This is a genomic window from Amycolatopsis sp. NPDC051061, assembly GCF_040682935.1.
Classification (GTDB): Bacteria; Actinomycetota; Actinomycetes; order Mycobacteriales; family Pseudonocardiaceae; genus Amycolatopsis.
Genome location: NZ_JBFBBZ010000005.1, coordinates 81,623 through 105,377 on the forward strand (window position 1 = coordinate 81,623; position 23,755 = coordinate 105,377).

22 protein-coding genes and 1 pseudogene are annotated in these 23,755 nt (G+C 71.9%); 17 read left to right on the plus strand and 6 right to left on the minus strand.

From position 1 onward, the window contains the following. The 7 genes and pseudogenes from AB0N03_RS08520 to AB0N03_RS08550 all read left to right on the plus strand — a co-directional run. Window positions 1-337, plus strand: a pseudogene (locus tag AB0N03_RS08520) (serine protease); the annotation flags it as partial. After that, window positions 334-2,529, plus strand: coding sequence for a tetratricopeptide repeat protein (locus tag AB0N03_RS08525; protein ID WP_364367400.1), 2,196 nt, complete (start codon window positions 334-336; stop codon window positions 2,527-2,529). The pseudogene AB0N03_RS08520 and the gene AB0N03_RS08525, both read left to right, overlap by 4 nt. Window positions 2,530-2,533: 4 nt before the next feature. Next, complete coding sequence (locus AB0N03_RS08530; protein WP_364367403.1) at window positions 2,534-3,958, plus strand: vWA domain-containing protein; 1,425 nt, start codon at window positions 2,534-2,536, stop codon at window positions 3,956-3,958. Continuing rightward, window positions 3,955-5,070 (plus strand): hypothetical protein, encoded by a 1,116-nt coding sequence (locus AB0N03_RS08535; protein WP_364367406.1) that lies wholly within the window; start codon window positions 3,955-3,957, stop codon window positions 5,068-5,070. The genes AB0N03_RS08530 and AB0N03_RS08535 overlap by 4 nt, the downstream gene beginning before the upstream one ends. Further along, window positions 5,067-6,365 (plus strand): ABC transporter substrate-binding protein, encoded by a 1,299-nt coding sequence (locus AB0N03_RS08540; RefSeq protein ID WP_364367409.1) that lies wholly within the window; start codon window positions 5,067-5,069, stop codon window positions 6,363-6,365. The genes AB0N03_RS08535 and AB0N03_RS08540 overlap by 4 nt, the downstream gene beginning before the upstream one ends. Before the next feature lie 21 nt (window positions 6,366-6,386). Next, entirely contained in the window at window positions 6,387-6,848 is a 462-nt protein-coding gene (locus AB0N03_RS08545; protein ID WP_364367412.1) for a CU044_2847 family protein, read from the plus strand. 219 nt (window positions 6,849-7,067) lie between these two features. Continuing rightward, window positions 7,068-9,923, plus strand: coding sequence for an RICIN domain-containing protein (locus AB0N03_RS08550; RefSeq protein WP_364367415.1), 2,856 nt, complete (start codon window positions 7,068-7,070; stop codon window positions 9,921-9,923). Here AB0N03_RS08550 and AB0N03_RS08555 read toward each other — a convergent pair. Next, the gene (locus tag AB0N03_RS08555; RefSeq protein WP_364367418.1) at window positions 9,920-10,765 is read right to left on the minus strand and encodes an SAM-dependent methyltransferase; all 846 of its coding nucleotides are present in this window, start codon (window positions 10,763-10,765) and stop codon (window positions 9,920-9,922) included. The genes AB0N03_RS08550 and AB0N03_RS08555 overlap by 4 nt on opposite strands. Window positions 10,766-10,842: 77 nt before the next feature. Further along, a complete protein-coding gene (locus AB0N03_RS08560) occupies window positions 10,843-11,025 on the minus strand; it encodes a hypothetical protein (protein ID WP_364367421.1) in 183 nt (60 codons plus the stop codon). 198 nt (window positions 11,026-11,223) lie between these two features. On the opposite strand from AB0N03_RS08560, the gene AB0N03_RS08565 reads away from it, so the two are divergent. Both AB0N03_RS08565 and AB0N03_RS08570 read left to right on the plus strand, forming a co-directional pair. Further along, window positions 11,224-11,958 carry a TIM barrel protein gene (locus AB0N03_RS08565; protein WP_364367424.1) on the plus strand — a complete coding sequence of 245 codons (735 nt, stop codon included), beginning with the start codon at window positions 11,224-11,226 and terminating at the stop codon, window positions 11,956-11,958. After that, on the plus strand, window positions 11,955-13,058 hold the full coding sequence (locus AB0N03_RS08570) for a Gfo/Idh/MocA family oxidoreductase (protein ID WP_364367427.1): 1,104 nt from the start codon (window positions 11,955-11,957) through the stop codon (window positions 13,056-13,058). Before AB0N03_RS08565 ends, AB0N03_RS08570 begins: the two co-directional genes overlap by 4 nt. Here AB0N03_RS08570 and AB0N03_RS08575 read toward each other — a convergent pair. Next, window positions 13,055-13,642: a TetR/AcrR family transcriptional regulator gene (locus AB0N03_RS08575; RefSeq protein ID WP_364367430.1), complete on the minus strand. Its 588-nt coding sequence runs from the start codon at window positions 13,640-13,642 to the stop codon at window positions 13,055-13,057. The two genes, AB0N03_RS08570 and AB0N03_RS08575, sit on opposite strands and share 4 nt — an antisense overlap. Before the next feature lie 123 nt (window positions 13,643-13,765). Here AB0N03_RS08575 and AB0N03_RS08580 point away from each other — a divergent pair, with 123 nt between their 5' ends. The 8 genes from AB0N03_RS08580 (at window position 13,766) to AB0N03_RS08615 (ending at window position 21,421) form a co-directional block, all read left to right on the plus strand. Beyond that, window positions 13,766-14,542: a DeoR/GlpR family DNA-binding transcription regulator gene (locus AB0N03_RS08580; RefSeq protein ID WP_364367433.1), complete on the plus strand. Its 777-nt coding sequence runs from the start codon at window positions 13,766-13,768 to the stop codon at window positions 14,540-14,542. Then, window positions 14,539-15,732 carry an MFS transporter gene (locus tag AB0N03_RS08585; RefSeq protein WP_364367436.1) on the plus strand — a complete coding sequence of 398 codons (1,194 nt, stop codon included), beginning with the start codon at window positions 14,539-14,541 and terminating at the stop codon, window positions 15,730-15,732. Before AB0N03_RS08580 ends, AB0N03_RS08585 begins: the two co-directional genes overlap by 4 nt. A gap of 262 nt (window positions 15,733-15,994) precedes the next feature. Beyond that, window positions 15,995-16,888 carry an ABC transporter ATP-binding protein gene (locus AB0N03_RS08590; RefSeq protein ID WP_364367439.1) on the plus strand — a complete coding sequence of 298 codons (894 nt, stop codon included), beginning with the start codon at window positions 15,995-15,997 and terminating at the stop codon, window positions 16,886-16,888. Beyond that, complete coding sequence (locus tag AB0N03_RS08595; RefSeq protein WP_364367442.1) at window positions 16,857-17,630, plus strand: ABC transporter permease; 774 nt, start codon at window positions 16,857-16,859, stop codon at window positions 17,628-17,630. Before AB0N03_RS08590 ends, AB0N03_RS08595 begins: the two co-directional genes overlap by 32 nt. Continuing rightward, window positions 17,627-18,595 (plus strand): ABC transporter substrate-binding protein, encoded by a 969-nt coding sequence (locus tag AB0N03_RS08600; protein ID WP_364367445.1) that lies wholly within the window; start codon window positions 17,627-17,629, stop codon window positions 18,593-18,595. The genes AB0N03_RS08595 and AB0N03_RS08600 overlap by 4 nt, the downstream gene beginning before the upstream one ends. After that, on the plus strand, window positions 18,592-19,296 hold the full coding sequence (locus AB0N03_RS08605) for an isochorismatase family protein (protein WP_364367448.1): 705 nt from the start codon (window positions 18,592-18,594) through the stop codon (window positions 19,294-19,296). Before AB0N03_RS08600 ends, AB0N03_RS08605 begins: the two co-directional genes overlap by 4 nt. Continuing rightward, a complete protein-coding gene (locus AB0N03_RS08610) occupies window positions 19,293-20,717 on the plus strand; it encodes a UbiD family decarboxylase (RefSeq protein WP_364367451.1) in 1,425 nt (474 codons plus the stop codon). Before AB0N03_RS08605 ends, AB0N03_RS08610 begins: the two co-directional genes overlap by 4 nt. Then, complete coding sequence (locus AB0N03_RS08615) at window positions 20,717-21,421, plus strand: GntR family transcriptional regulator (RefSeq protein ID WP_364367453.1); 705 nt, start codon at window positions 20,717-20,719, stop codon at window positions 21,419-21,421. Before AB0N03_RS08610 ends, AB0N03_RS08615 begins: the two co-directional genes overlap by 1 nt. A gap of 1 nt (window position 21,422) precedes the next feature. Here the strand turns inward: AB0N03_RS08615 and AB0N03_RS08620 are convergent, their stop codons facing one another. The 3 genes from AB0N03_RS08620 to AB0N03_RS08630 are packed head-to-tail and all read right to left on the minus strand — an operon-like array spanning window position 21,423 to window position 23,655. Next, the gene (locus AB0N03_RS08620) at window positions 21,423-22,121 is read right to left on the minus strand and encodes a GntR family transcriptional regulator (RefSeq protein WP_364367456.1); all 699 of its coding nucleotides are present in this window, start codon (window positions 22,119-22,121) and stop codon (window positions 21,423-21,425) included. After that, complete coding sequence (locus tag AB0N03_RS08625) at window positions 22,118-23,050, minus strand: LysR family transcriptional regulator (protein WP_364367458.1); 933 nt, start codon at window positions 23,048-23,050, stop codon at window positions 22,118-22,120. Before AB0N03_RS08625 ends, AB0N03_RS08620 begins: the two co-directional genes overlap by 4 nt. Beyond that, entirely contained in the window at window positions 23,047-23,655 is a 609-nt protein-coding gene (locus AB0N03_RS08630) for a UbiX family flavin prenyltransferase (protein ID WP_364367461.1), read from the minus strand. The genes AB0N03_RS08625 and AB0N03_RS08630 overlap by 4 nt, the downstream gene beginning before the upstream one ends. Window positions 23,656-23,755 lie beyond the last annotated feature (100 nt).

Genomic DNA, 23,755 nt, shown 5'->3' on the forward strand with positions numbered 1-23,755 from the left:
GTCCGCGCTGCGTTCGGCGGGCGAGCGCATCGACCCCGGCCGCGTCCGGCGGGCGCTGACGGTGACCGAGCGCGACGCCGAAGCGGCCCGCCGGGAGCTCGTCCGGCTGCACGCGGACCTCGACGCGCACGCCGCCCGCCGCGACGAGTTGCACGGACGATTGCGCGGCTACAACGCGAAGGCGACCGACGCGGGTTTGATGGAAGACGAGGAGCTGGCGGAGGTGTACCGCCCGGCGATGGCGGCGCTTCTGGAGCTGCCGGGCGACCTGGAAGCCGCGGCGGAGCTGGTCGAGCGGTACGTGCGCGCGGTGCGGCGCCGGTTGGCGGGCGCATGACCGCCGGGCCGGTGTGGTGTCACGGACAGCCCGTCGGGCCGACGGGGTTCTGCGAGGTGTGCGGCCACCGCCGGATGCCGGTCGAAGCGCCGTCGGTCGCGCTGAGCACGCCCGCTCCCGAGAGCACTCGGCGCAGTGTCGAGCTGTGGGGCGGCGAGACCGACTTCCAGTCGCTGCCCGCGGTCGAGGTGCCGGATCCCGAGAAGCTCGTCCTCGCCGACCCGGACTACCCCGAGCAGCACCGGTTCTGCGGCCGCTGCGGGGAACCGGTGGGCCGCGCGTACGCCGGCGAACCCGGGTTCGCCGAAGGGTTCTGCGAGGGCGAGAACTGCGGCGAGCCGTTCTCCTTCCTGCCCAAGCTTTCGCGCGAGGAGCGCGTCGGCGACCGCTACGAGGTTCTCGGCTGCTTCGCCCGCGGCGGCCTCGGCTGGGTGTACCTGGCCGCCGACACCGCGCTCGGCGGCCAGCACGTCGTGCTCAAGGGCGTGATCAACAGCGGGAGCGCGGTCCTGCGCGCGCTCGCGCGGGTCGAGCGGGACGTGCTCATCCGGCTCGACCACCCGAACATCGTGCGGATCAGCGACTTCGTCGAGCACGTCCCGCCCGGCGGCGGCGAGCCGGACACCTACCTGGTGATGGAGTACGTCGGCGGCCGGTCGTTGCGCGACCTGCTCGCTCACGGGCCGCCGCCGCGCGTCGAGCACGTCATCGTCTACGGACGGGCGATCCTGGGCGCGCTGGACTACCTGCACGGAGAAGGCCTGCTGTACTGCGACATGAAGCCGGAGAACGTGATCCACGGCGACAAGCGCGTCAAGGTCATCGACCTCGGCGCGGCGCGCGCGATCGACGACTCGGCGAGCCCGAGCGTCGGGACCGAGGGCTTTCAGGTGCCGGCGCACGAGCTCACCCGGCACGGCCTGACCGTCCGGTCCGACCTGCACACCGTGGGCAAGACACTGCAGGTGCTGCTGGACGCCGCGGGCGAGGCCACCGACCCGGACCGGGTCGCCGGTGGGGTCGATTCCCTGCGCCGGGTCCTCGAGCGCGCGGTCGCGCCGTTCGAACGGCGGTTCGCCACCGCGTCGGAGATGGCCGAGCAGCTCGACGGCGTCCGCCGGGAAATCCTTTCACTGCGCGACGAACGGCCGCGCCCGGTGCCGTCGGCGCTGTTCGAGGACACCGCCGAACTGCTCGACGACGGCCTCGGCGCGGTGCCCGGCCTCGACCGCTGGATCAGCGCCGCGCCCCGCGGCGAAGAGCTGGACCCCGGGCTGCCACGCGCCGCCGACGGGGCCGGCCGGCTGCCGCTCCCGCGGGTCGCGCCGGACGACCCGGCGGCGGAGTTCATCGCCGCCGCGGGCGCGCCCGGACCGCACCGCTGGCTGGACAAGCTCGCGTTCTTCGGCGAACGCTCGGTCGAGATCGAGTTCGCCCGGACCCGGGCGCTCGTCGCGGTGGGGGACTCCGACCGCGCGGCCGCGACCTTGTCGGCCGCCGAGGAGTTGCTCGGCGCCGAGGCCGCGCGCGACTGGCGGGCGGCCTGGCACCACGGCTTGCTGGCGCTGGTCCGCGGCGACACCGAGCCGGCCGCGGCCGCGTTCGACCGGGTGCACCGCGCCTGGCCAGGCGAGCTCGCACCGAAGCTCGCGCTCGGCTTCTGCGCGGAACTGCGCGGGGACACCCGCCACGCCGAGCGCTGCTACCGCTCGGTGTGGCACCGCGACCACGGCCAGGTCAGCGCCGCCTTCGGCCTGGCCCGCTGCCACCTGCGGGATCGGGGCCGCGACGGCGCGGTCGCCCTGCTGGACGCCGTCCCGCCGATCTCCCGCCACTACGACGCCGCCCGCATCGCCGCCGTGCGGATCCGGGCGGGCCGCCTGCGATCCGTCCCGCCGAGCCGCACCGACCTGGCCGACGCGGCGCGGCGGCTGCCCGAGCTCTACCTCGACGGCGAGTCCCAGGACCGGCTGGAGACGCTTGTCCGCGAAGCCGCGCTGGACGCCCTCGACGACGGCGCCGAACCGGGCTGGAACGGCGGTGCCCTGCTCGGCGAGCGCGTCACCGACCGCGGGTTGCGGACGCTGCTGGAGCAGTCCTTGCGCCGGCTCGCCGAGCGCGCCCGGGATCGCGACGAACACGGCGTGCTCGTCGACCTCGCCAACTCCGTCCGGCCGAAGACGAGAAGGTGATCGGATGCCCGAGACCCCGTCGTTCACCCTCCAGCTGAGCCAGAACAAGTACCTGGCGCCGGCAGACGAGCGGATGGACGCCGTCCTCACCGTGCGGGTGGGCGACGCCGGGACGACGGCGGTGGCCGATCCGCCGCGGACCGCCGAACTGCTGCTGGTGGACTGCTCCAGCTCGATGGACTGGCCGCCCACGAAGATCGAGGCGGCGCGGCACGCCTGCCGGGTCGCCGTCGACTCCCTGCGCGACGGCGTGCTGTTCGGGGTGGTGGAGTGCACCGCGCACGCCGAGCTGGTCTACCCGGCGACTCCGGAGCTGGCCGTGGCCGGCGACCGGACCCGGCACGAGGCGAGGGCCGCGGTCTCCGGCCTCATCGCCGGCGGCGGCACCGCGATGAGCCAGTGGCTGGACCTCGCCCGGGAGCTGTTCGCCCGGAATCCGGCGGCGATCCGGCACGCCGTGCTGCTCACCGACGGCAAGAACGAGTCCGACCGCATGGGTGCGCTGGACGCCGCCCTCGACCGCTGCCGGGGCGAGTTCGCCTGCGACGCCAGGGGAATCGGCGACGACTGGGAGCCGCGGGACCTGCAGCGCATCGCGTCCGCGCTGCGCGGCAGCGCCGACGCGGTGCTGGAGGACACCGAGCTGGCCGGGGACTTCCGGCGGCTGGTCGAGCAGGCGATGGGCCGGACGGTGCCCGACCTGCGGCTGCGGCTGACCACGATGCCCTACACCCGGCTGCGGTTCGTCAAGCAGGTGTTCCCGACCGAGGTGGACCTCACCGCGCAGTGCCGGTCCGACGGCCGCGTGCTCGAGCTGCCCACCGGCGCGTGGGGCGACGAGCAGCGCGAGTACCACCTCTGCCTCGACGTCGACGCGGCGGAGCTGACCCGGCACGAAGACCGGCTGCTGGGCACGGTCGCCCTGCTCGAGGGCGCGGACACCGTGGTGAGCGAGCGGCTCCCGGTCGTCGGCTACCTGACCGACGACCTGGCGCTCTCGAGCGTGCCGGACGAGAACGTCGCCCGCATCACCGGGCAGGCCGAGCTGGGCCGGGCGGTCCGCGCGGGCTGGGACGCCTTCGAGCGCGAAGACCGGGCGGAGGCGGCGCGCGAATGGGGCGTCGCGTACCGGCTGGCGACGGACCTCGGCAACGCGGAGATCCTCAAGCGCCTGACCCGCCTGATCGACGTCCGCGAAGACGGCGCCGTCGCGATCAAGGACGGCGTCCGTCCGCGCGACGGGTTCTCGCTCGTGCTCGGGTCGACCATCTCCACCTACACCGCCGAACCCGTCGCCGCGCCGGCCCGGCCCGTCGTCGGCGGCGCGCCGCGCGAATGCGTCCACTGTGGACACAAGGCACGACCGGCGGCGAAACGCTGCGGGCGATGCGGCGAACTGTTCGAGGACCCGGCGGGAGCGCCTTCGTGAGCGCGACGAGCACCACGCGCAAGACCCTGTGGTGGCTGCGGCTCGGGCTGGTGGCCGGCAGCGCGCTGGTCCTGGTGACGGCGCTGGCGACCTTCCTCGGGGTACGGGCCAGCATCGCCGAGGTGCGCGAGCGGACCGCGCCCGCCGTGCTCGAGGTGTCGCTGGCCAAGGAGGCGCTCGTGGCCGCCCACGACGCCGCGGTGGGCGCTTTCGAGCACGGCCAGGCGCGCCTGACCGGGCCCAGCGAGCAGTACGAGGACGAGATCGCGCGGGCCGGCCAGCAACTCGCCCAGGTCGCCGAGCACAACGCGGCCGGCGAGCAGGGCAGCCAGACCCTGCAGCTCATCGAAGGGCTGCTGCCCGCGTACAACAGCTTCATCGGGCAGGCCGACGCCCACTTCCGGCAGGACGACGGCGGCCCGCTCGCCGCGAGTTACCTGCAGTCCGCGTCCGACTTGCTGACGGCGAAGGAGAACGGCATCCTCGCGCGGCTCGACACCCTGGCGGCCGCCCAGCGCGCCGCGCTCGACCAGCAGCTCGGCACCGACTGGCTCGACCCCGCGATCACGCTCCTGTGGGCGCTGCCGCTGCTGCTCCTGCTCGTGGTGCTGGTGTGGACGCAGCGGTTCCTCACCCGGCGCTTCCGGCGGGCGGTGAACTCGGCCCTGTTCGCCGCGACGGCGGCCCTGGTGCTGCTGGGCGCGGGAACGGCGCTGCTGCTCGGCGTCCAGTCCGACGCCCGGGACAGCGGTGCCGCGCTCGAACACACGGTGGACGCGCGCTCCGCCGCGACGGCGGCCACCGCGGACGGCGCCCAGCGGACGCTCGCCCGGGTGCTGGTCGCCTCGTGCGGTACCGGGGGAGCGGCCGCCTGCGGCGACACGGTGGCCGCGTTCGCCACGGCGACGGCCTCGCCGCCCGCCGTCGCGCCCGCGGCACAGGCCGACGTCGACGAGGCGGCGCTGCTGGGTCCGGGACTCACCGAACCGGGCTGGAACGGCTTCCTCGGCTACGGGATCCCGGTGCTGGCCGCGGGAATCGGAGTGCTGGTCGTCGCCGGCCTGCAACCCCGGCTCGACGAATACCGGTTCCGGGGAGCGAGAAGCCGATGAGGAAACGCTTCGCCGCCCTCGTGCTGGCCGCCGCCGTGGCGGCCGGAGTGCCCGGCTGCGCCGCCGAGCCCGGCGCCGAGGTCGTGACCGTGCTCGGCTCGTGGACCGGCGACGAGCAGGTGGCGTTCCAGCGCGTGCTCGACGGTTTCACCCGCGAGACCGGGATCGCGACGCGGTACCAGGGCACCCGCGCGCAGAACCAGGTGCTGCGCGGCGACCTGCAGCAGGGCACCCCGCCCGACGTGGCGGTGCTGTCCAACCCGGCCGAGCTCGCCGGGTACGCGCGCTCGGGCGACCTGAAGCCGCTCGACGCCGTCCTCGGGGCGGAGGCGGCGCAGACGTACAGCGCGCAGTGGCTGAAGCTGCAGCAGCTCGGGCTCGGCGCGATGTACGCGGTCGCGGTCAAGGCCGACCTGAAGAGCATCGTCTGGTACTCGCCGAAGACGTTCACCGGGCCGGAACCGGCGACGTGGGACCAGCTCCTGGCGACGTCGCGGCAGCTCGCGGCGGCCGGGCAACGGCCGTGGTGCCTCGGCATGGGCGCCCCGCCGAACTCCGGGTTCCCGGGCACCGACTGGATCGAGGACATCCTGCTGCACCGCGCCGGCTCGCGGGTCTACAGAGCCTGGGCGGCGGGCACGCTGCCGTGGACCGACCCGGCGGTGCGGGCCGCGTGGCAGAGCTGGGGCGAGCTGGTACTGGCGCCGGACGCGGTCCGCGGCGGCAGCACGGCGGCGTTGCTGACGTCGTTCGCCGACGCCGGCAAGGCGATGTTCGCCGAGCCGCCGGGGTGCGCGTGGGAGCACCTCGGCTCGTTCGCGATCGGCGGGTACGGCGCGGTCGTGCGGCCGGGCGGACCACCCGTGCCCGACCGCGACTTCCGGTTCTTCCCGTTCCCGGGCGCGGGTGCGGGCGGCCCGTCCGAGGTCTCGGCCGACCTGGCCGGGCTGTTCCACGACACCCCGGCCGCGCGCCGGCTCATGGTGTACCTGGCCGGTGAGGCGGGCCAGCGCATCTGGCCCTCGGGCGGAACGACGTTCTCGGTGCACAAGCGGCTCGTCGACCAGGGCGTCTACGGCAGCGACGTGACCCGGCGCATCGCGACGACCCTGGCGCAGGGCACCGAGCTGTGCTTCGACGCGTCGGACCTGATGCCGTCGGCCATGAGCAGCGCGTTCTACCAGGCGGTGCTGGAGTACCTGGCCCACCCGGACCGGCTGGAAACGCTGCTGAAGGAGCTGGAGCAGGTGCGCCTCAGCATCGGCCGCGAGCAGCGGCTGGATTTGGCTTGTTGATTGCTGTCTTGGGAGGACTACTTGCCGGATTTCGTGCGTTTCCCGCTGGCCGACGGCGGATCGGTGGTCGTCGAGGTGGAGGTGGAGCCGGGCCTGGAGCGCGCGTCGGCGCCATCGGGGGTGCTGCGCAAGGCGACGACGACGTTCGAGCACGCGCTGAGCGAGGTCCGCGCGGCGGCGGGCGCGGCCTTGGCCCAGTTCCGCGACCTGGGCCCGGACGAGGTGGAGCTGAAGTTCGGCGTCAAGCTCGACGCCCAGGCCGGCGCGGTGATCGCGCGCACGGGGTTGCAGGGCCAGTTCGAGGTGAAGCTGAAGTGGGTACGCGGCGAGGCGGCGGCGTCCACTGAGGACGGTGCGGAGGAAGCGCCGGGGGCGAGCGCGGGCACCGGGGCTGGGTCGGCGGGAAGCGGTCCCGTCGCGGCGGGCGGTTCCGCGGGCGACCCGGCGGCGGGTGGCGACCCGGTTTCGCCGCACGTGCCGTAGCCCGGCCGCGTGATCCGGCCCCCGGACGTCTTGAATGAGTCATTCAGCACCTCCGAAGCCCTGAATAACTCATTCAAGACATCTCGGCGGGTGCCTACGCCCGGCCATGCCCGTGACCAGCCTCAACTCACCTCTCCGACGAACGGCGGATTTACAACGTTGTATCCACCCGGTACAACGTACTTTTACAACGTTGTAAAGACGAGCGGAGGCCATCCCGTGTCGCTGAGCCGCAGGCAGTTCGTCACCGGAGCCGGAGTCGCCGCCGCCACCGTGCTGGTCGGCGCGGATCCGGCGCACGCCGGAAGCCTCCGCTGCCGGAAGGTCGTCCCCGCCAAGGGCGGCTTCTACACCCCTAACGCCGCCCCACTGAAACCCGCCGCCTTCCTGAAGCTCCCTCCCGGGGCCGTCACCGCCAAGGGGTGGCTCGCCGGCCAGCTGAAACTGCAGCTCGACGGCCTCTGCGGCCACTACCCCGAGACCTCGCACTTCCTCGACTTCGCCACCAGCGGCTGGGTCCACCCCGAGCGCGCCGGCTGGGAGGAAGTGCCCTACTGGCTGCGCGGCTACGTCGACCTCGCCGCCGTCACCGGGGACGCCGCCGCACGGAACACCGCCGCCAAGTGGATCGACGCCATCCTCGCCACCCAGCAGTCCGACGGCTTCTTCGGCCCGTCCGCCCTGCGCACCGCGCTCAACAACGGCCCCGACTTCTGGCCGTACCTCCCGCTGCTTCAGGCGTTGCGCTCCTGGCAGGAGTACACCGGCGACGCCCGCGTCGTCCCGTTCCTCACCCGCTTCCTCCGCTACATGAACGCCCAGGGCAAGAGCGCGTTCGACTCCAGCTGGGTCTCCGTCCGCTGGGGCGACGGCCTCGACAGCGTCTTCTGGCTCTTCAACCGCACCGGCGACGCCTTCCTGCTCGACCTCGCCGACAAGATCCACGCTTACGGCGCCAACTGGGTCGGCAACCTGCCGAGCCTGCACAACGTCAACATCGCCCAGGGCTTCCGGGAACCGGCGCAGTACGCGCTGCGCTCCGGTAGTGCGAGCCTGACCCAGGCCACCTACCAGGACTACGACACGGTCATGGCCACCTATGGCCAGTTCGCCGGCGGCGGTTTCGCCGGCGACGAGAACGCGCGCCCCGGCTTCGGCGATCCGCGGCAGGGCTTCGAGACCTGCGGGATAGTCGAGTTCATGGCCAGCCACCAGCTGCTCACCCGGCTGACCGGCGACCCCGTCTGGGCCGACCGCTGCGAGGACCTCGCCTTCAATTCCCTGCCCGCGTCGCTCGACCCGGCCGGGCGCGCCGTCCACTACATCACCAGCGCCAACAGCGTCGACCTCGACAACGTGCCCAAGAGCGAAGGCCAGTTCCAGAACGGCTTCGCGATGCAGGCCTACCTGCCGGGCGTCGACCAGTACCGCTGCTGCCCGCACAACTACGGCATGGGCTGGCCGTACTTCACCGAAGAACTGTGGCTGGCCACGCCGGACAACGGCCTCGCCGCCGCGATGTACTCCGCCAGCAGCGTCACGGCGAAGGTCGGCGACGGCACCTCCGTGACCATCACCGAGGACACGACGTACCCGTTCTCCGAGCAGGTCACCTTCACCGTCCGGACGCCGAAGCGGCTGGCGTTCCCGCTGTACTTCCGGATTCCCGCGTGGTGCGTCGCGCCGCGGCTGGTCGTGGCCGGGGCGGTGGTCGCGGCGACGGCCGGGCCGTCGTTCGTCAAGGTCGACCGGACCTGGGCGAACGGCGACGTCGTCACGCTCACCCTGCCGCAGCGCACGACGACGCGGACCTGGTCGGCGAACCACGACTCCGTGTCCGTCGACCACGGCCCGCTGACCTACTCGCTGAAGGTCGGCGAGAGCTACCAGCAGATCGGCGGGAACGCGCAGTTCCCGGAGTACGCGGTGCACGCGACGACGCCGTGGAACTACGGCCTCGCCCCCGGTGCCGCGCTGACGTTCTCCGCGGCCGGTGGCGCGCTGCCCGCCAACCCGTTCACCCCGGACACCGCGCCGGTCAAGATCACCGCGCCTGCCCGGAAGATCGCCGAGTGGACCGCGGACGATCAGAACGTCGTCACGCCGCTGCAGGCGTCACCGGCGCGCAGCGACGCGGCGGTCGAGACGGTCACGCTGATCCCGATGGGAGCCGCACGCCTGCGCGTGACGTCGTTCCCGACGGCCGACCCGGACGGTCACCCGTGGTCGCCGGGCGGCGGGGGAGCGGGCCTCCGGATCGTGAACCGCAACTCGGGCAAGGTGCTCGGAGTCGATCAGATGTCCACTGCGGACAGTGCGCGGGTCGTCCAGTTCGCGGACAACGGCACCGACGACCACGTCTGGCACCTCGTCGCCAACGGCGACGGCTGGTACCGGATCCGCAACCACCACTCCGGCAAGGTCCTCGGGGTCGACCAGATGTCCACCGCAGACAGTGCGAAGGTCGTGCAGTTCACCGACAACGGCACCGCGGACCACCTCTGGCAGCTGGTCGACAACGGTGATGGCTGGTGGCGGCTGAAGAACCGCAACTCCGGCAAGGTCCTCGGCGTCGATCAGATGTCCACTGCGGACAGTGCGCAGGTGGTGCAGTTCGCCGACAGCGGGACGGCGGACCACGTGTGGCGGCTCGTCCCGGACGGCCGGCTGCGGGTCGAGAACCGCAACTCCGGCAAGGTCCTCGGGGTCGATCAGATGTCCACTGCGGACAATGCGCGGGTCGTGCAGTTCACCGACAACGGCACCGACGACCACTTGTGGACGTTCGAGGCCGCGGCCGACGGCTGGTTCCTGATCCGCAACGTCCACTCGGGCAAGGTGCTGGGCGTGGCCGGAATGTCCACAGCGGACAGTGTGAACATCGTGCAGCTCACCGACAACGGCTCAGCGGATCACCTGTGGCGGCTGCGTGACGACGGCAGCGGCTGGTTCCGGATCGTCAACCGCAACTCGGGCAAGGTGCTCGGGGTGGCCGGCATGTCCACGGCCGACAGCGCGCAGGTGGTGCAGTTCGGCGACACCGGGACCGCGGACCACTCCTGGCGGTTGCGCTAGCGCTTGACGCCGACGATCCCGGCCACGCACCTCGCCGAACCCGACAGGGGCGTGAGCCGGGGGCCGTCCGGCCACCACTCGTCGCACACCGCCAGGCCCGGTGCGGAGGTCGCGTTCGGCTGGAGGAATTCCAGTCCCGGCAGCATGGCTTCGATCTCCGCCCGCGTGCGGAACCGGCCGGCGCCGAGCGGGCCCTGGGTCAGGATGTTCTCGATGCGCTTGGCGATCGCGGTCAGCTCCGGCACCTCGGGGTCGAAGAAGTGCGACAGCACGACGTACGAGCCCGGGGCCAGCGCGTCGATGTACTCGCGCATGACCTCGACCGCGCCGTCGCCCTCGAAGTGGTGCATCGTGCCGACGTGCAGCAGCGCGACCGGCTCCGAGAAGTCGATGTGACCACGCACCTCGTCGTTGCCGAGCACCGCTTCCGGCTTGAAGATGTCCGCTTCGACCATGTGCGTGAAGTCGTTCTCCACGAGCAGCGCCCGGCCGTGCGCGAGGACCACCGGGTCGTTGTCGACGTAGACGACCGTGTGGTCCTTGTCGATGCGCTGGACGATCTGGTGCGTGTTTTCCGCCGTCGGCAGCCCGGACCCGCAGTCCAGGTACTGCCGGATGCGGGTCTGGTTCGCCAGCATCCGCAGCGCGCGGTTGTGGAAACCGCGGTTGCCGCGGGCGATGTCGACCGCTTCCGGGACCGCGGTGCGGATCTTCTCCATGACCACGCGGTCGACTTCGTAGAAGTTGTTGCCGCCGAGGAACCCGTCGTAGATCCGCGCGATGCTCGGGCGCTCGGGGTGGACTCCCACGGGCGTCTGGCTCGGGGACGGGGTGTCGGACATGGCGACCTCGCAGGACTTCGGCGGGTGGCGTTGCACCACCCAGCGTAGTAGGTCGCGTCCGCGCGGTGAACCCGAGGTCAGCCGCTCGGGCGTAGCCGCTGGTCGGGGATGTCGTCGGCGCGTTCGCGGCGCAGCCGGGCGAGGTGCTGCTCGATCCGGCGGTCGAGGTCGCGGGCGGCCTCGGACAGTTCCGTCAGGTCGCGACGGGACGCCGGGTGCCCGACGACCCCCGTGGCCACTTCGTCCCCTGCCCTGTCCACTGGCGGCACCTCCACGATCGGATCGGCCCTGACCTCGTCAAAGCGTTACTGCCCCAACCGGCTCCCGCCAAAACAACCGCGGCAGTGACCCTCGGCACGCCGGTGCGGCCGTCCGGTGGACCGGCCGCCAAATCCCTGGTGCCAATTTTGACCAGGTGGTAGAAATTCAAGGAACCCCGTGACCTCCAGGAGCCGGTGATGAGCGAGCTTTCCGTGCAGCTGTATTCGGTCCGCGACGCCTTCGCGGCCGATCCCGCCGAGACCCTGCGGCGGCTCGCCGCCCTCGGCTTCACGCAGGTGGAGCCCTACGGCGTCGTCGAGAACGTCGAAGCGCTGCGCGCCGGGCTGCCGGCGAACGGCCTGACCGCCCCGACCGCGCACGCCCGGCTGATCGGCGCCGATCAGGCGGCCGTCTTCGCCGCGGCGGCCGAGCTGGGCATCGGCCTGGTCATCGACCCGCTCGTCAAGCCGGAGCAGTGGCAGGACCCGGCCGGCATCGCCGCCACGGCGGACGCGCTGAACGCCGCCGCCAAGGTCGCGGCCGAGCACGGCGTCTCGGTCGGCTACCACAACCACTGGTGGGAGCTCCAGGCCCGGATCGACGGCCGCAGCGCGTTCGAGGTGTTCGCGGACCAGCTCGACCCGGCCGTCGGGCTCGAGGTCGACACCTACTGGGCCACCGCGGGCGGCGAGGACGCGCCCGCCCTGCTGCGCCGGCTCGGCGACCGCGTCCGCGCGATCCACGTCAAGGACGGCGGCCTGGCCACCGACGCCAGCGGCCAGGTGCCCGCCGGGCAGGGCCGGGTGCCCGTCGCCGAGGTGCTCGCCGCGGCGCCGGACGCGCTGCGCGTGGTCGAGTTCGACGCCTACGACGGCGACCTCTTCGAAGCCATCGCCGCCAGCCACGCCTTCCTGACCGGCGCCGGCCGGTGACCGGGGGCCCGGTCGGCGTCGGCATCGTCGGCGCCGGCGTCATCAGCGGCACCTACCTCGAAAACCTGACGAGCTTCCCGGACGTCCGCGTGCTGCGGATCGCCGACCTCGACACCGGGCGTGCCGCGGCCCGCGCGGCCGAGTACGGCGTGCCGCGCTCGGGCGCGGTGACCGAGCTGCTCGACGACGCCGAGATCGAGCTCGTCGTCAACCTGACCATCCCCGCTTCGCACGTCGACGTCGGGCTCGCGGCTCTTGAAGCGGGCAAGCACGTCTGGGCGGAGAAGCCCCTCGCCCTGGACCGCCAGACGGGCCGCAAGCTCCTGGATCGCGCACGGGAGAAGAACCTGCGCGTCGCCAGCGCACCCGACACAGTCCTCGGCGCGGGCCTGCAGACCGCGCGCCACGCTCTCGACGCGGGGCGGATCGGGCAGCCCCTGACGGCGCTCGCCCTCTTCCAGGTACCGGGGCCGGAAAGCTGGCACCCGGCGCCGGAGTTCCTCTTCCAGGCCGGCGGCGGGCCGCTGCTGGACATGGGCCCGTACTACCTGACGACGCTGGTGCACCTGCTCGGCCCGATCCGGCGCGTCACCGGCGCCGGCGGGCGGGCGCGCGGCACCCGCGTCATCGGGTCCGGGCCGCGGGCCGGCACGGAGTTCCCGGTGACGGTCCCGACGACGGTCACCGCGCTCGTCGAGTTCGAGGCGGGCGGCTCCGCCCAGCTCGTGCTGAGCTTCGACTCGGCGCTCAAGCGGGTGGGGTTCGTCGAGCTCACCGGCACGCTCGGCACGGCCGTGCTGCCGGACCCCAACCGGTTCGACGGCTCGACGGCGTTGCACCTGCTGGGGCACGCCGAACCGGAAGAGCTGACCTCGCACGGGCACGCGGCTTCGCGGGGTACCGGCGCGCTCGAGCTGGCGCGGGCGATCCGCGCCGGCGTGCCGGAACGCGCGTCCGGCGAGCTGGCCTACCACGTGCTCGACGCGATGCTGGCGATCGACGAGTCCCTGACTCGCGGGCAGACCGTCGAGGTCGCGAGCACCGTCGAGGTCCCGCCCGCGCTGCCGGTCGGCTGGGACCCGTACGCGAAGACCCTCTAGAGCGGGACGGTGAGCAGGTTCTGCAGGTAGAAGCGCAGCGATCCGACCAGGTCCACCTCGCCGGGGACCGTCAGCCACTGCACCTGAAGGCCGTCCATCAGCGCGATGAACGTCAGCGTCGCCAGCCCGGGGTCGACGCCGTCACGCAGTTCGCCGCGGGCGGCCAGGACCGCGAACGACTCGTGCACGCCTTCGCGCGCGGCCCGGTAGTGGCGCACGAAGTATTCGTGCGCGGGGTGGTCCGGGGCGACGGCTTCGGCGGCGAGCCGGGAGTAGAGGTCGACGATCCCGGGGTGGCGGACGTTGTGCTCGGCGAGCGCGACGAAGTGGCGCAGGATCTCGAGGCCGGGCGGCACCGTCAGCCGCTCGCGCTCGGAGTCCTCGGTGTCGCGCCGTTCGAGCACGGCGGCGAGCAGGGCTTCCTTGGTCGGGAAGTAGTACAGGAGCCCGGCGTGCGAGATCCCGACGCGCTTGGCGATTTCCCGCAGCGACGAGCCCTGGTAGCCGAGTTCGCCGTACGCCGCGGCCGCCGCCGTGATGATGTCCTCGCGGCGGATCCGGCCCTTCAGGTAGCCCCCGGTCACGGGGTCGCGGTGGTCTCGGCGGCGTGCACGGCACCATCATGCCGCAGCGGTGTTTCGCACAAGCGACGTGAGCGGACGAACAAATCGGTTGTGCGAATACTCGGAGATTGCGAGCATCGCGGCGTGAAGAGCGCGGAGCGGCAACGGATCATCGTGGAGCGGCTGCGCGACGCCGACCAGGTCGCCGTCGCGGACCTGGCGTCGGCGACCGGCGCGTCGGAGATGACCGTGCGCCGCGACCTCGACCACCTGGCCTCGCGCGGCGTGCTGCGGCGGGTGCACGGCGGAGCCGTACCGGCGTCGCCGTCCGGGATCGAGCCGCCGTTCGCGGCCCGCGCGACGACCGCGGTCGAGGCGAAGCGGGCCATCGCGGCCGCCGCGGCCGAACTGATCCGCGACGGCGAAACGATCGTCCTGGACAGCGGCACGACCGCGCTGGAACTCGCGCGGCTGCTGCGCGGACGCGCGGTCACCGTGATGCCGCTTTCCCTGCACGCGGCCCGGGAGCTGGCCGACGACGCGGACGTCCGCCTGCTCCTGCCGGGTGGTGAGCCGAGGCCGGGGGAGCAGGCCCTGGTGGGCCCGCTGACCCTGGCTTCGCTGCGGTCCCTGCGGTTCGACGTCGCCGTGCTGAGCCCCTGCGCGTTCGGCCTGGACGCCGGGCTCACCGCGTTCGACCTGGACGACGCCGAGGTCAAGCGAGCGGCCCTCGACGTCGCCTCCCGGGTGATCGTGCTCGCCGACGGCGCCAAGTGGGGCCGCGCCGCGCTCGCCCACGTCTGTCCCGCCGACCGCGCGGACGTAGTGATCACCGACCCGGGTGCGCCCGAGGACCAGCGCGCGGCGCTGGCCGGCCTCGGCGTGCTCGTGCACGTCGCCGTCCCCTGGGAGAACCGATGACGACCGCCCCGCCCCGCCCGCGCGCCGCCCGGTTCGCGACCTTCATGTTCTTCGGCCTCAACGGGTTCGGGATGGGCATGTGGGTGGTGCACATCCCGAACGTCGAGCGCGCGACCGGCATCTCGCACAGCACGCTGGGCGCGCTGCTGCTGGTGCTCGGCGGCGCGGCGTTCGTGGGCATGCAGGTCGCCGGGCCGCTCGTCGACCGGCTCGGCCACCGCCGGCTGGTCCCGGCGGCCGGGGTGCTGCTCGGGCTGGCCCTGTGCGCCCCGGGGTTCGCGGACTCGTGGTGGACGCTGGGACTTTCGCTGATGCTGTTCGGCTTCGGCAACGGCGCGATCGACGTCGGGATGAACGCGCACGCGGTGGTGGTGGAGCGCGCCTACCCGCGCCCGATCATGGCGGCGTTCCACGCGATGTGGTCGATCGGCGGAGCGTTCGCGGCGGTCATCGGCGCGGCGACGCTCGGCGCGGGCGTGCCGACCGGCGTCACGCTCATCGGCACCGGCGTGGTGTGCGTGGTGCTTTCCCTGGCTGCGGCGCGGTTCTTGATAGAGCCGTCGGACGCGCCCTCGATGGATTCTCCGGCCGAGCCATCGCCGGCCGTGCGCCGCAGGACGCCGGGCCGCGTGGTGTGGCTGCTCGGGTTGCTGGCGCTCGCGCTGATGCTGTCGGAGGGCGTGGCGAACGACTGGGCGGCCCTGCACATGGAGAAGGTCCTGGGCACGTCGGCTTCGACGGCGGCGCTGGCGTACGGCGCGTTCGCGGTGGCGATGACGACGGGCCGGTTCCTGACCGACCGGGTGGCGGCCTGGGCGGGCCCGGCGGCGATCGTCCGGTACGGAGCGGCGTTGGCGGCGGTCGGCCTGTCGATCGCCGCGGCGGCCCCGTGGGTGCCGCTGTCGCTCGTCGGCTGGGCGCTGTTCGGGCTGGGGCTGTCGGGCGGGGTCCCGCAGCTGTTCACCGCGGCGGGAAATCTCGACACGCGGGCGTCGGGCGCGCTGATGGCCCGGGTGGTCGGGCTGGGGTACGTGGGTCTGCTGGCCGGGCCGGCGTTGATCGGCGGGTTGACGCGGTGGATGCCGCTGAACGTCACCTTCGCGTTCCCGGTGGTGCTGTGCGTGCTGGCGGCGGTGTTCGCGGGAGTGCTGAGCCCGAAGCCGGAACCGGTGGCGGAGCCCGTCGCCTGACCCCGTAGTCCGTGAAGGCCTCCTTACCGGCTCTTAAGGCCGGTAAGGAGGCCTTCACGGCTTTGGGCCGGGGTGAGCTGTCACGAAGTGGCTAGTGTCGACAGTTAGCGACAGAACCTTGTCTTACTCGATTCTGAATCCTTGACTTTGTCGCCAGCGCGGACGCAGACTCTCCCGAAGTGTCGACACCTTGCGGTCCGCAGTGCAGCCATCGGCAAGGAGGAGCGGTAGTGAACCACCCAGAAACCCCGGGGGCGTGCTGATGTCCGTCCCGAACATCTGCCTGGACGCCCGGGACCTGCTGCTCGGGCACCGCGCCCGGCGCGGCAGCGGATTCTCCACCGCGTGCCTGGACCTGAACCTGCAGATCCGCGACGAGGAGTTCGTGGTCATCGTCGGCCCCAGCGGGTGCGGCAAGACCACCTTCCTCGAGGCCGTCGCCGGGCTCGTGCCCGTCGCCGGCGGGGCACTGGAACTGGCCGGCCGGCCGATCACCGGCCCCGGGCCGGAGCGGTCGCTGGTCTTCCAGCACGCCTCGCTCTACCCGTGGCGGACCGTCCTCGACAACGTCCTCTTCGGACCCCAGGTCCAGGGCAGGCTCAACGCCCAGACCCGGAAACGCGCCGAAGAGCTCCTCGACATCGTCGGCCTGGCCAAGGTCGCGAAGAAGTACCCGCACGAACTTTCGGGCGGGATGCGACAGCGCGTCAACCTCGCGCGCGCCCTGGCCACCGATCCGACGTTGCTGCTGCTCGACGAGCCCTTCGGGGCGCTCGACGCGCAGACCCGCGAGAACCTGCAGGACGAGCTCCTGCGGATTTGGCAGGCGGACGCCGTCACGAAGAAGACCGCGATGTTCGTGACCCACGACGTCAACGAGGCCGTGCTGCTCGCCGACCGCGTGCTCGTCTTCTCCCCGTCACCCGCGCACGTCGCGCTGGAAGTGGTCATCGACGTGCCCCGCCCGCGCGACGCCGCCTGGCGGCGCAGCGCCGAGTTCCTGGCCTACGGCGACAAGATCCTCTCGGCCCTTCACCACGAACCCGCAGCTTCGGAGCCGAACCATGACAACAGCGTCTCTCCCGCGCACGACGCCAGCACCGACCCCACCGCCGGCTCTGTCGGTGAGCTCCGGCTGGGCGCGGCGACACCGTAGCGGGCTGCTCGGCACGGCCGGGATGGCGATCGTCCTGGTGCTGTGGCAACTCGCGACGGCGCTCGGCCTCGTCGACGTCTCCTTCAGCAGCAACCCGCTGCGCATCGCCGCGGCCGAGACGAAGCTCTTCGGCTCCGGCGAAATCTACCCGGCGCTCGGGGCGACCGGCCTGGAACTGCTGTGGGGCCTCGGCATCACGTTCGTCCTGGGCATCCCGATCGGGCTCGTGCTGGGCCGCAGCAAGATCCTGCACGACATGACCGAGCCGATGGTCAACATCCTCTACTCGGTGCCGTACGTGATGTTCCTGCCGATCATCATCTTCTGGTTCGGCATCGACAACACCTCGCGCGTGATCGTCATCGTGTGGGCCGCGATCCTGCCGCTGATCATCAACATCACCGCGGGCGTGCGGAACCTCGACAGCGACTACACCCGCGTCGCGACGGTGTTCTGCACGCCGCGGCTGAAGTTCTTCTACACCATCGCGTTGCCCGCGACGCTGCCGTACATCCTCGCGGGCGTGCGCCTGGCCGTCGGCCGCGCGCTGGTCGGCGCGATCGTCGCCGAGCTGTTCCTGGCCAGCCAGGGCCTCGGCTACTTCGTGCAGACGCAGACCTCCAACTTCAACATGGACTCGGCGATGGCCGGGATCGTCCTCCTGGCCGTGGTCGCCCTGCTGCTGAACTGGGCCGTCCGGCTGGTCGAACGCCGTTTCACCCACTGGGCAGGTGCAGAATGAAGATCCGGACGACACTCATCGCAGCGAGCCTGCTGCTCGGCCTCACCGCGTGCGGGGGCGGGGCCGGTGGCAAGGTCACCGCCGACGCCAGCGGCGCGCTGCCGGTCACCATCGGCTACACCGCGCTCGGCGCGGGCTACTCCGACCTCTACACCGCGCAGGACTACGGCATCTTCACCAAGCACGGCCTCAACGTGAAGCTCAGCCGGCTCAACGACAGCTCCCAGCTGGTCGCCGGGCTGGCCAGCGACAGCGTCCAGATCGGCGTCGGCGTCGCGGCCGACACCGCGGCCGCCATCATGAAGGGCGCCGATCTCAAGTACGTGGCAATGTCCGAACCGCACTACAACCTCGAGATGTGGGCGAGCCCGGACGTCAAGTCGGTCGCCGGGCTCAAGGGCAAGAAGGTCGCGATCACCTCGCCCGGCTCGGAAAGCGACTTCGGGCTGACCGCGCTGCTGGAAGCGAACGGCCTCAAGCGCGAAGACGTCACCGCGGTGTTCGTCAAGGGCGTCCCGGCCGAGGTGGCCGCGCTCGGCAGCGGTGCCGTGTCGGCGATCCTCACGCAGCCGCCCAACGGCACCGAGAGCCGGGAGAAGGGCGCGCACCGGCTGGCCGCGCTGTCGAACATGCCGTTCCCGCTCGGCGCCTACACCGTGCAGTCGAAGTACCTGCAGAACAACCGCGAGGTCGTCAAGCGGTTCATCGCGGCGGAAACCGAGGCGCTGCAGTACATCCGCGCCCACAAGAACGAGACGGTCGCGAGCATCCAGAAGTACAGCGGCGTGAAGAGCCCCGAACTCGCCGCCTACGCCTACGACTTCTTCCTCGACGTCTGGGCGAAGACCCCCGCGGTGGACGAGAAGGTGATCAAGCAGGCCTTCGACGAAGCCGCGGAGAACGCCAAAACCACTGCTCCATCGGACATCGCGAAGTACATCGACAACAGCCTCACGGCGCCATGAACTTCGAAGCCGAGTGGACGAAGTACCTGACCGAACGGGACCGCGCGGTGCTCGCGGCGACGTCGTGGGCGAAGCGGGCCCCGTTCGGTCTGGGGACCAACCCGGCCGTCCTCGTCGTCGACCTGTACTACGCGGCGCTGGGCCTGCCTCGCCAGGACATCCTCGGCGCGGTCGCGGACTGGCCCAGCGCGTGCGGCGCCGAGGGCTGGGCGGCTGTCGACCGCACCGCCCCGGTGCTGCGCGCGGCCCGCGACGCCGGGGCGCCGGTGATCTACTTCCACGCGACGCCGGCGCGGTACGGCCGGTGGAACCGGAAGCCGGGCTCGGCACTCGCCCCGAAGTCCACAGTGGATCCGAACGCGATCGTGTCCGAAGTGGAACCGTGGGCCGGTGACGTCGTGCTGGAGAAGATCGGCCCCAGCTGCTTCCACGACACCCCGCTGGACACGATGCTGCGGATGGGCGGCCACGACACCCTGCTCGTCGTCGGCGAAGCCACCAGCGGGTGCGTGCGCTCGACCGTCGTCGACGCCTGCAGCCGCGGCTACCGGGTCGGCGTCGTCGGCGACTGCTGTTTCGACCGCTTCGAGGCTTCGCACTGGCTGAGCCTGTTCGACCTGGACCAGAAGTACGCGGACGTGCTCACCGCCGAGGCGGCGATCGGCCACCTCCGCCAGAACTCGCGAAGGATTCCGGCATGACCGACCTGCGGAAGTGGCTCGCCGAAGCCGAGGCGGCCGGGGAGGTGCAGACCGTCGAAGGCGCCCATTGGGAGCTCGAGATCGGCGCGCTCTCCCAGGTCAACTACCGGCGTTCGCACCCCAAAGCCCTGATGTTCGACTCGATCAAGGACTACGCTGCCGGTTCGCGCGTGCTGTCCGGCTCGGTCAGCAATCCGCGGCTGCTCGGTTCGGTGCTCGGGCTCGGCTGGGACAACACCGACGAGGACCTCGTCGAGAAGCTCGCCGTCAAGCCGGGGGAGTGGATCGACCGGTCGGGCGACTTCCGCGCGGTCACCGTGGCCGACGGCCCGCTACTGTCCCATGTGGACGACGAGGTCGACCTGCTGAAGTTCCCGGTGCCGCGCTGGCACGAGGGTGACGGCGGCCGGTACATCGGCACGGGCTGCGCCGTGGTCACGCGCGACTACGACACCGGCCGGATCAACCTGGGCGCGTACCGGATGCAGGTGCAGGACGACGGCCGCGCGGTGAGCGTCAACATAGAGGCGGGCAAGCACGGCGCCCAGCACCTGCGCCGCTGGTTCGAAGCCGAGGGGCGGGCGCCGATCGCGGCGTCGCTGGGTCACCACCCGGCGTACCTGGTGGCGGCCGGCGTCGAGGTGCCCGGCGACGTCTCGGAGTACGACTACGTCGGTGCGATGGCCGGCGCCCCGGTGCGCACGATCGCCGGGCTCGCGACCGGGCTGCCGCTGCCGCACGACGCCGAGATCGCCATCGAAGGGTGGGTGCGGCCGGACGACAAGCGCCCGGAAGGCCCGTTCGGCGAGTGGACCGGCTACTACTCCGGCTCGCGCGACCCGATCCTCACCATCGACGTCGAAAAGGTGTACTACCGCGACGACCCGATCCTGCTCGGCGCGCCGCCGGGCAAGCCGCCGCACGACTATTCGTACATGCGGACGGTGATGAAGTCCGCGATCATCACGGACTCGCTGCGCAAGACGGGCCTGCCGGGGCTGCGCGGCGTCTGGGCGCACGAGGCGGGCGGCGGCCGCTCGCTGCTGATCGTCGCGATCGAACAGCGTTACGCGGGGCACGCGCGCCAGGCGGCGTACCTGACTTCGCAGCTGCCGAGCGCGGCGTACATGAACCGGTTCACGGTGGTCGTCGACCACGACGTCAACCCGCGCGACCTCGGCGAGGTCGTCTGGGCGATGTGCGGGCGGACGGACCCGTCCATCGACATCGAGGTGATGAAGCGGACGTGGGGCAGCCGGGTCGACCCGCTGACGCTGCCCGGCGCGGTGGCGTTCAACAGCCGCGCGATCATCGACGCGTGCCGTCCGTTCGAGCGGCTGGGCGACTTCCCGGCGGTGGCGGAGTCGAGCCCCTCGCTGATCGCCGACGTGAGCCGGCGCTGGCCCGAGGTCCTCGGCTAGTGACCGCCGTCGATCTCCCGGACCTCCGGCGGGAGCTGCTCTTCACCGCGCTGCGCGGGGTGGAGGGCAGCTCGTCGCTGGCGTTCACGATCTTCCAGGAGATCGCGGTGGGCATCGTCGAGGGGCGGCTGCCGCCGGGCCACGAGGTGAACTCCGCCGAGCTGGCCCGCCGGTTCAGCACTTCGCGCACGCCGGTGCGGGAGGCATTGTTGTTGCTGGAGCGGGAGTCCCTGGTGATCATCCCGCCCCGGCGACGGCCCTACGTCTCCCCGGTGGACATGGCGCAGGTGCGGGAGATCTACGAGATCCGGGCTTCGCTCTACGCGCTGGTGAGCGAATTGCTGGTGGCGCGGGCGTCGGACGCGGAGATCTTCGGGTTGCGGCGCTGGCAGGGGCTGCTTTCGGCGGATGCTTCGGCGGGTGACGTCGATGCGTACTTCTGGCACAACGTCGGGTTTCGCAACGCGGAGGCGAGTTTGTCGAAGAACGGCGAGCTGCAGCGGCGGTTGAGTTCGCTGGGCCTGCAGATGCATCGGTTCCGGCACTTGAGTCTCTCGCTGCCGGGTCGCCTGCTGCATTCGGTGGCGGACCACGAGAGATTGGTGAACGCGTACGCGGACCGCGACGCCGCCATGGCGGCGGCGGTGAGCCGGTCACTGGTGATGCGCGGCTACCGGGCGATCGAACGCGCCGGCGGCGTCTGACTCACTCCGCGACCTCGAGCCCCGACCACCCCGAAGCCTCGATCGAATGCAACCCGGTCATGATGATCGACCGCGTCAACGCCACCGCCAAAGCCGCGTCCCCGTCGGCATAAGCCGCCAGCAACCGCTCATGGTCCGCCACCGACCGGTCCAACCGCCCCGGCAACGACAAACTTACGTGCCGCAGCTGCAAAGTCCGCAACCCCAGCGACCCCAGCAACCGCGTCAACTGCCGGTTCCCGGCCACCTCCGCCTCGGCCTGGCGGAAGGAAACGTTGTGCCAGAAGTACGCATCGACGTCCCCGCTAGCAGCGTCGTCACGCAAATGTGCCTGCCAAGAAGCGAGCACCGACAAATCCGGAGAACGAGCGACGATCAGCTCGCTCACCAGCGCGTGCAGCGATGCCCGGATCTCGTACAGCTCCCGCGCCTGGGCGAGCGTCACCGGCGCGACCCGCGGCCGGCGGCGGGCCGGGATGTCCACCAGCCCCTCGCGCTGCAACGTCAGCAGCGCCTCCCGGATCGGCGTGCGCGACGTGCTGAACCGGCGGGCCAGGTCCACCGAGTTGACGTCCGCGCCCGGGGGCAGGGAACCGTCGATGATCCGGCGGGCCAGGTCCTCGACGATCCGGTCGACCAACGAGACGTCCGCGCGCCCGTCGAGCAGCATCCGGCGCAGGACATCGGGCGGTTCGGTCACGCGTGTTCCTCCGGGTCGGTCGTCGCCACGACCCGCAATACTTCCAGCATCTGCCGCGCCGCGGGGGGATGACTCGCCTCCAGCAGGCGCACGGCCGCGATCCGCCGCCGCGGGGCCGCCGGGGCGATCGCCACCGCGACGACGTCGGGGCGTTGCGCGACCAGCGCCAGCCGCGGGGCCGCGCCGATGCCGATCCCCGCCGCGACCAGGCCCTGCACCGACAGGTAGTCCTCGGTCGCGAAGCCGATCCGCGGCTCGAAACCGGACAACCGGCACAACGTCGTGAACGCCTCGTCGTACGGCGGCCGGTGGCTGCGCACCACCCACGTCTCGCCGGCCAGCTCCCGCAGCTCCACTTCGGACTCCCCGGCGACCGGGTGGTCCAGCGGCACCAGCACGCACAGCGGGTCGTCGGCCAGGTGGACCCACTCGACGTCGGCGGGCACCGACCGCGGGTCGAAGTCGTAGTCCCAGACCAGGCCCAGGTGGATCGAGCCGTCGCGCAGGGCCGCCGTCATGTCGGACGCGTGCGCCGAGCGCAACACGATCTTCGTCTCCGGGTACCGGCGCTGGTACTCGCGCACGACGCGGGGGATGAGGTCGGCCCCGGCCGTCGGGAACGCGCCGAGCCGCACCGACGCGTGCTGCGCCTTGAGGTCGGACATCTCCTGCTCGATGTGGGCGATCGTGCCGAGCAGCCCGGTGCTGCGTTCGGACAGCAGTTTGCCCGCTTCGGTGAGCTCGATCCCGCGCGGCCCGCGGATCATCAGGGGGACGCCCAGCTGCCGTTCGAGCAGCGCCATCTGCTGCGAGACCGCGGAGTGGGTCATGAACAGGGCCTCGGCCGCCGCGGTGAACGAGCCGTGCTCGGCCACCGCGGAGAAGATCTGCAGCCGCCGCGCCTCCAGCACCCCGGTCCCTTTCGTCACCGCCCCAGCAGGTCGGCCGGGTCGGCCCTGGTCAGTTCGCCGTCCCACGGTTCCGGCGCCAGCTCCCATAGTCCCACCCGGGCGAGCGCGCGGCGAGCCGTGTAGTCCACGAGGTCCCCGACGGTCCGCGGACGCGGGTAGAACGCGGGCACCGGCGGCGCGATGATCGCGCCGGCCTCGGTCACCGCGACCATCGACTTCAGGTGCCCCAGGTGCAGCGGGGTTTCGCGGACCATCAGCAGCAGCGGCCGGCCCTCCTTGAGGCAGACGTCGGCGGCGCGGCTGACCAGGTCGTCGGTGTAGCCGGTGGCGATCGCCGAGAGCGTCTTGACCGAGCACGGCACGACGAGCATCGCCGCGACCGGGAACGAGCCGGACGCGATCGTCGCCCCGATCTCGCCCGGCCGGTAGGTGACGTCGGCGAGCGCGCGGACGTCGGCCACCGTGAGGTCGCATTCGTGGCGCAGGGTGAGGATCCCGGCCTTGGACAGCACCAGGTGCGTCCGGAACCCGGGCTGTTCCCGCAACAGTTGCAGGACGCGCACGCCCAAGCACGCTCCGCTGGCGCCGGTGATCGCCACGACCACGTTCCGGGTTTCCGTCACGACCGCCGCCTTCCTCTGTGGACTCGTCCGACCATCGCATCACGAACGCCCGCCGGAAGCGAGGCCCCGGCTGTCAGTTCTCCTTATGCCTGCTGCCAGG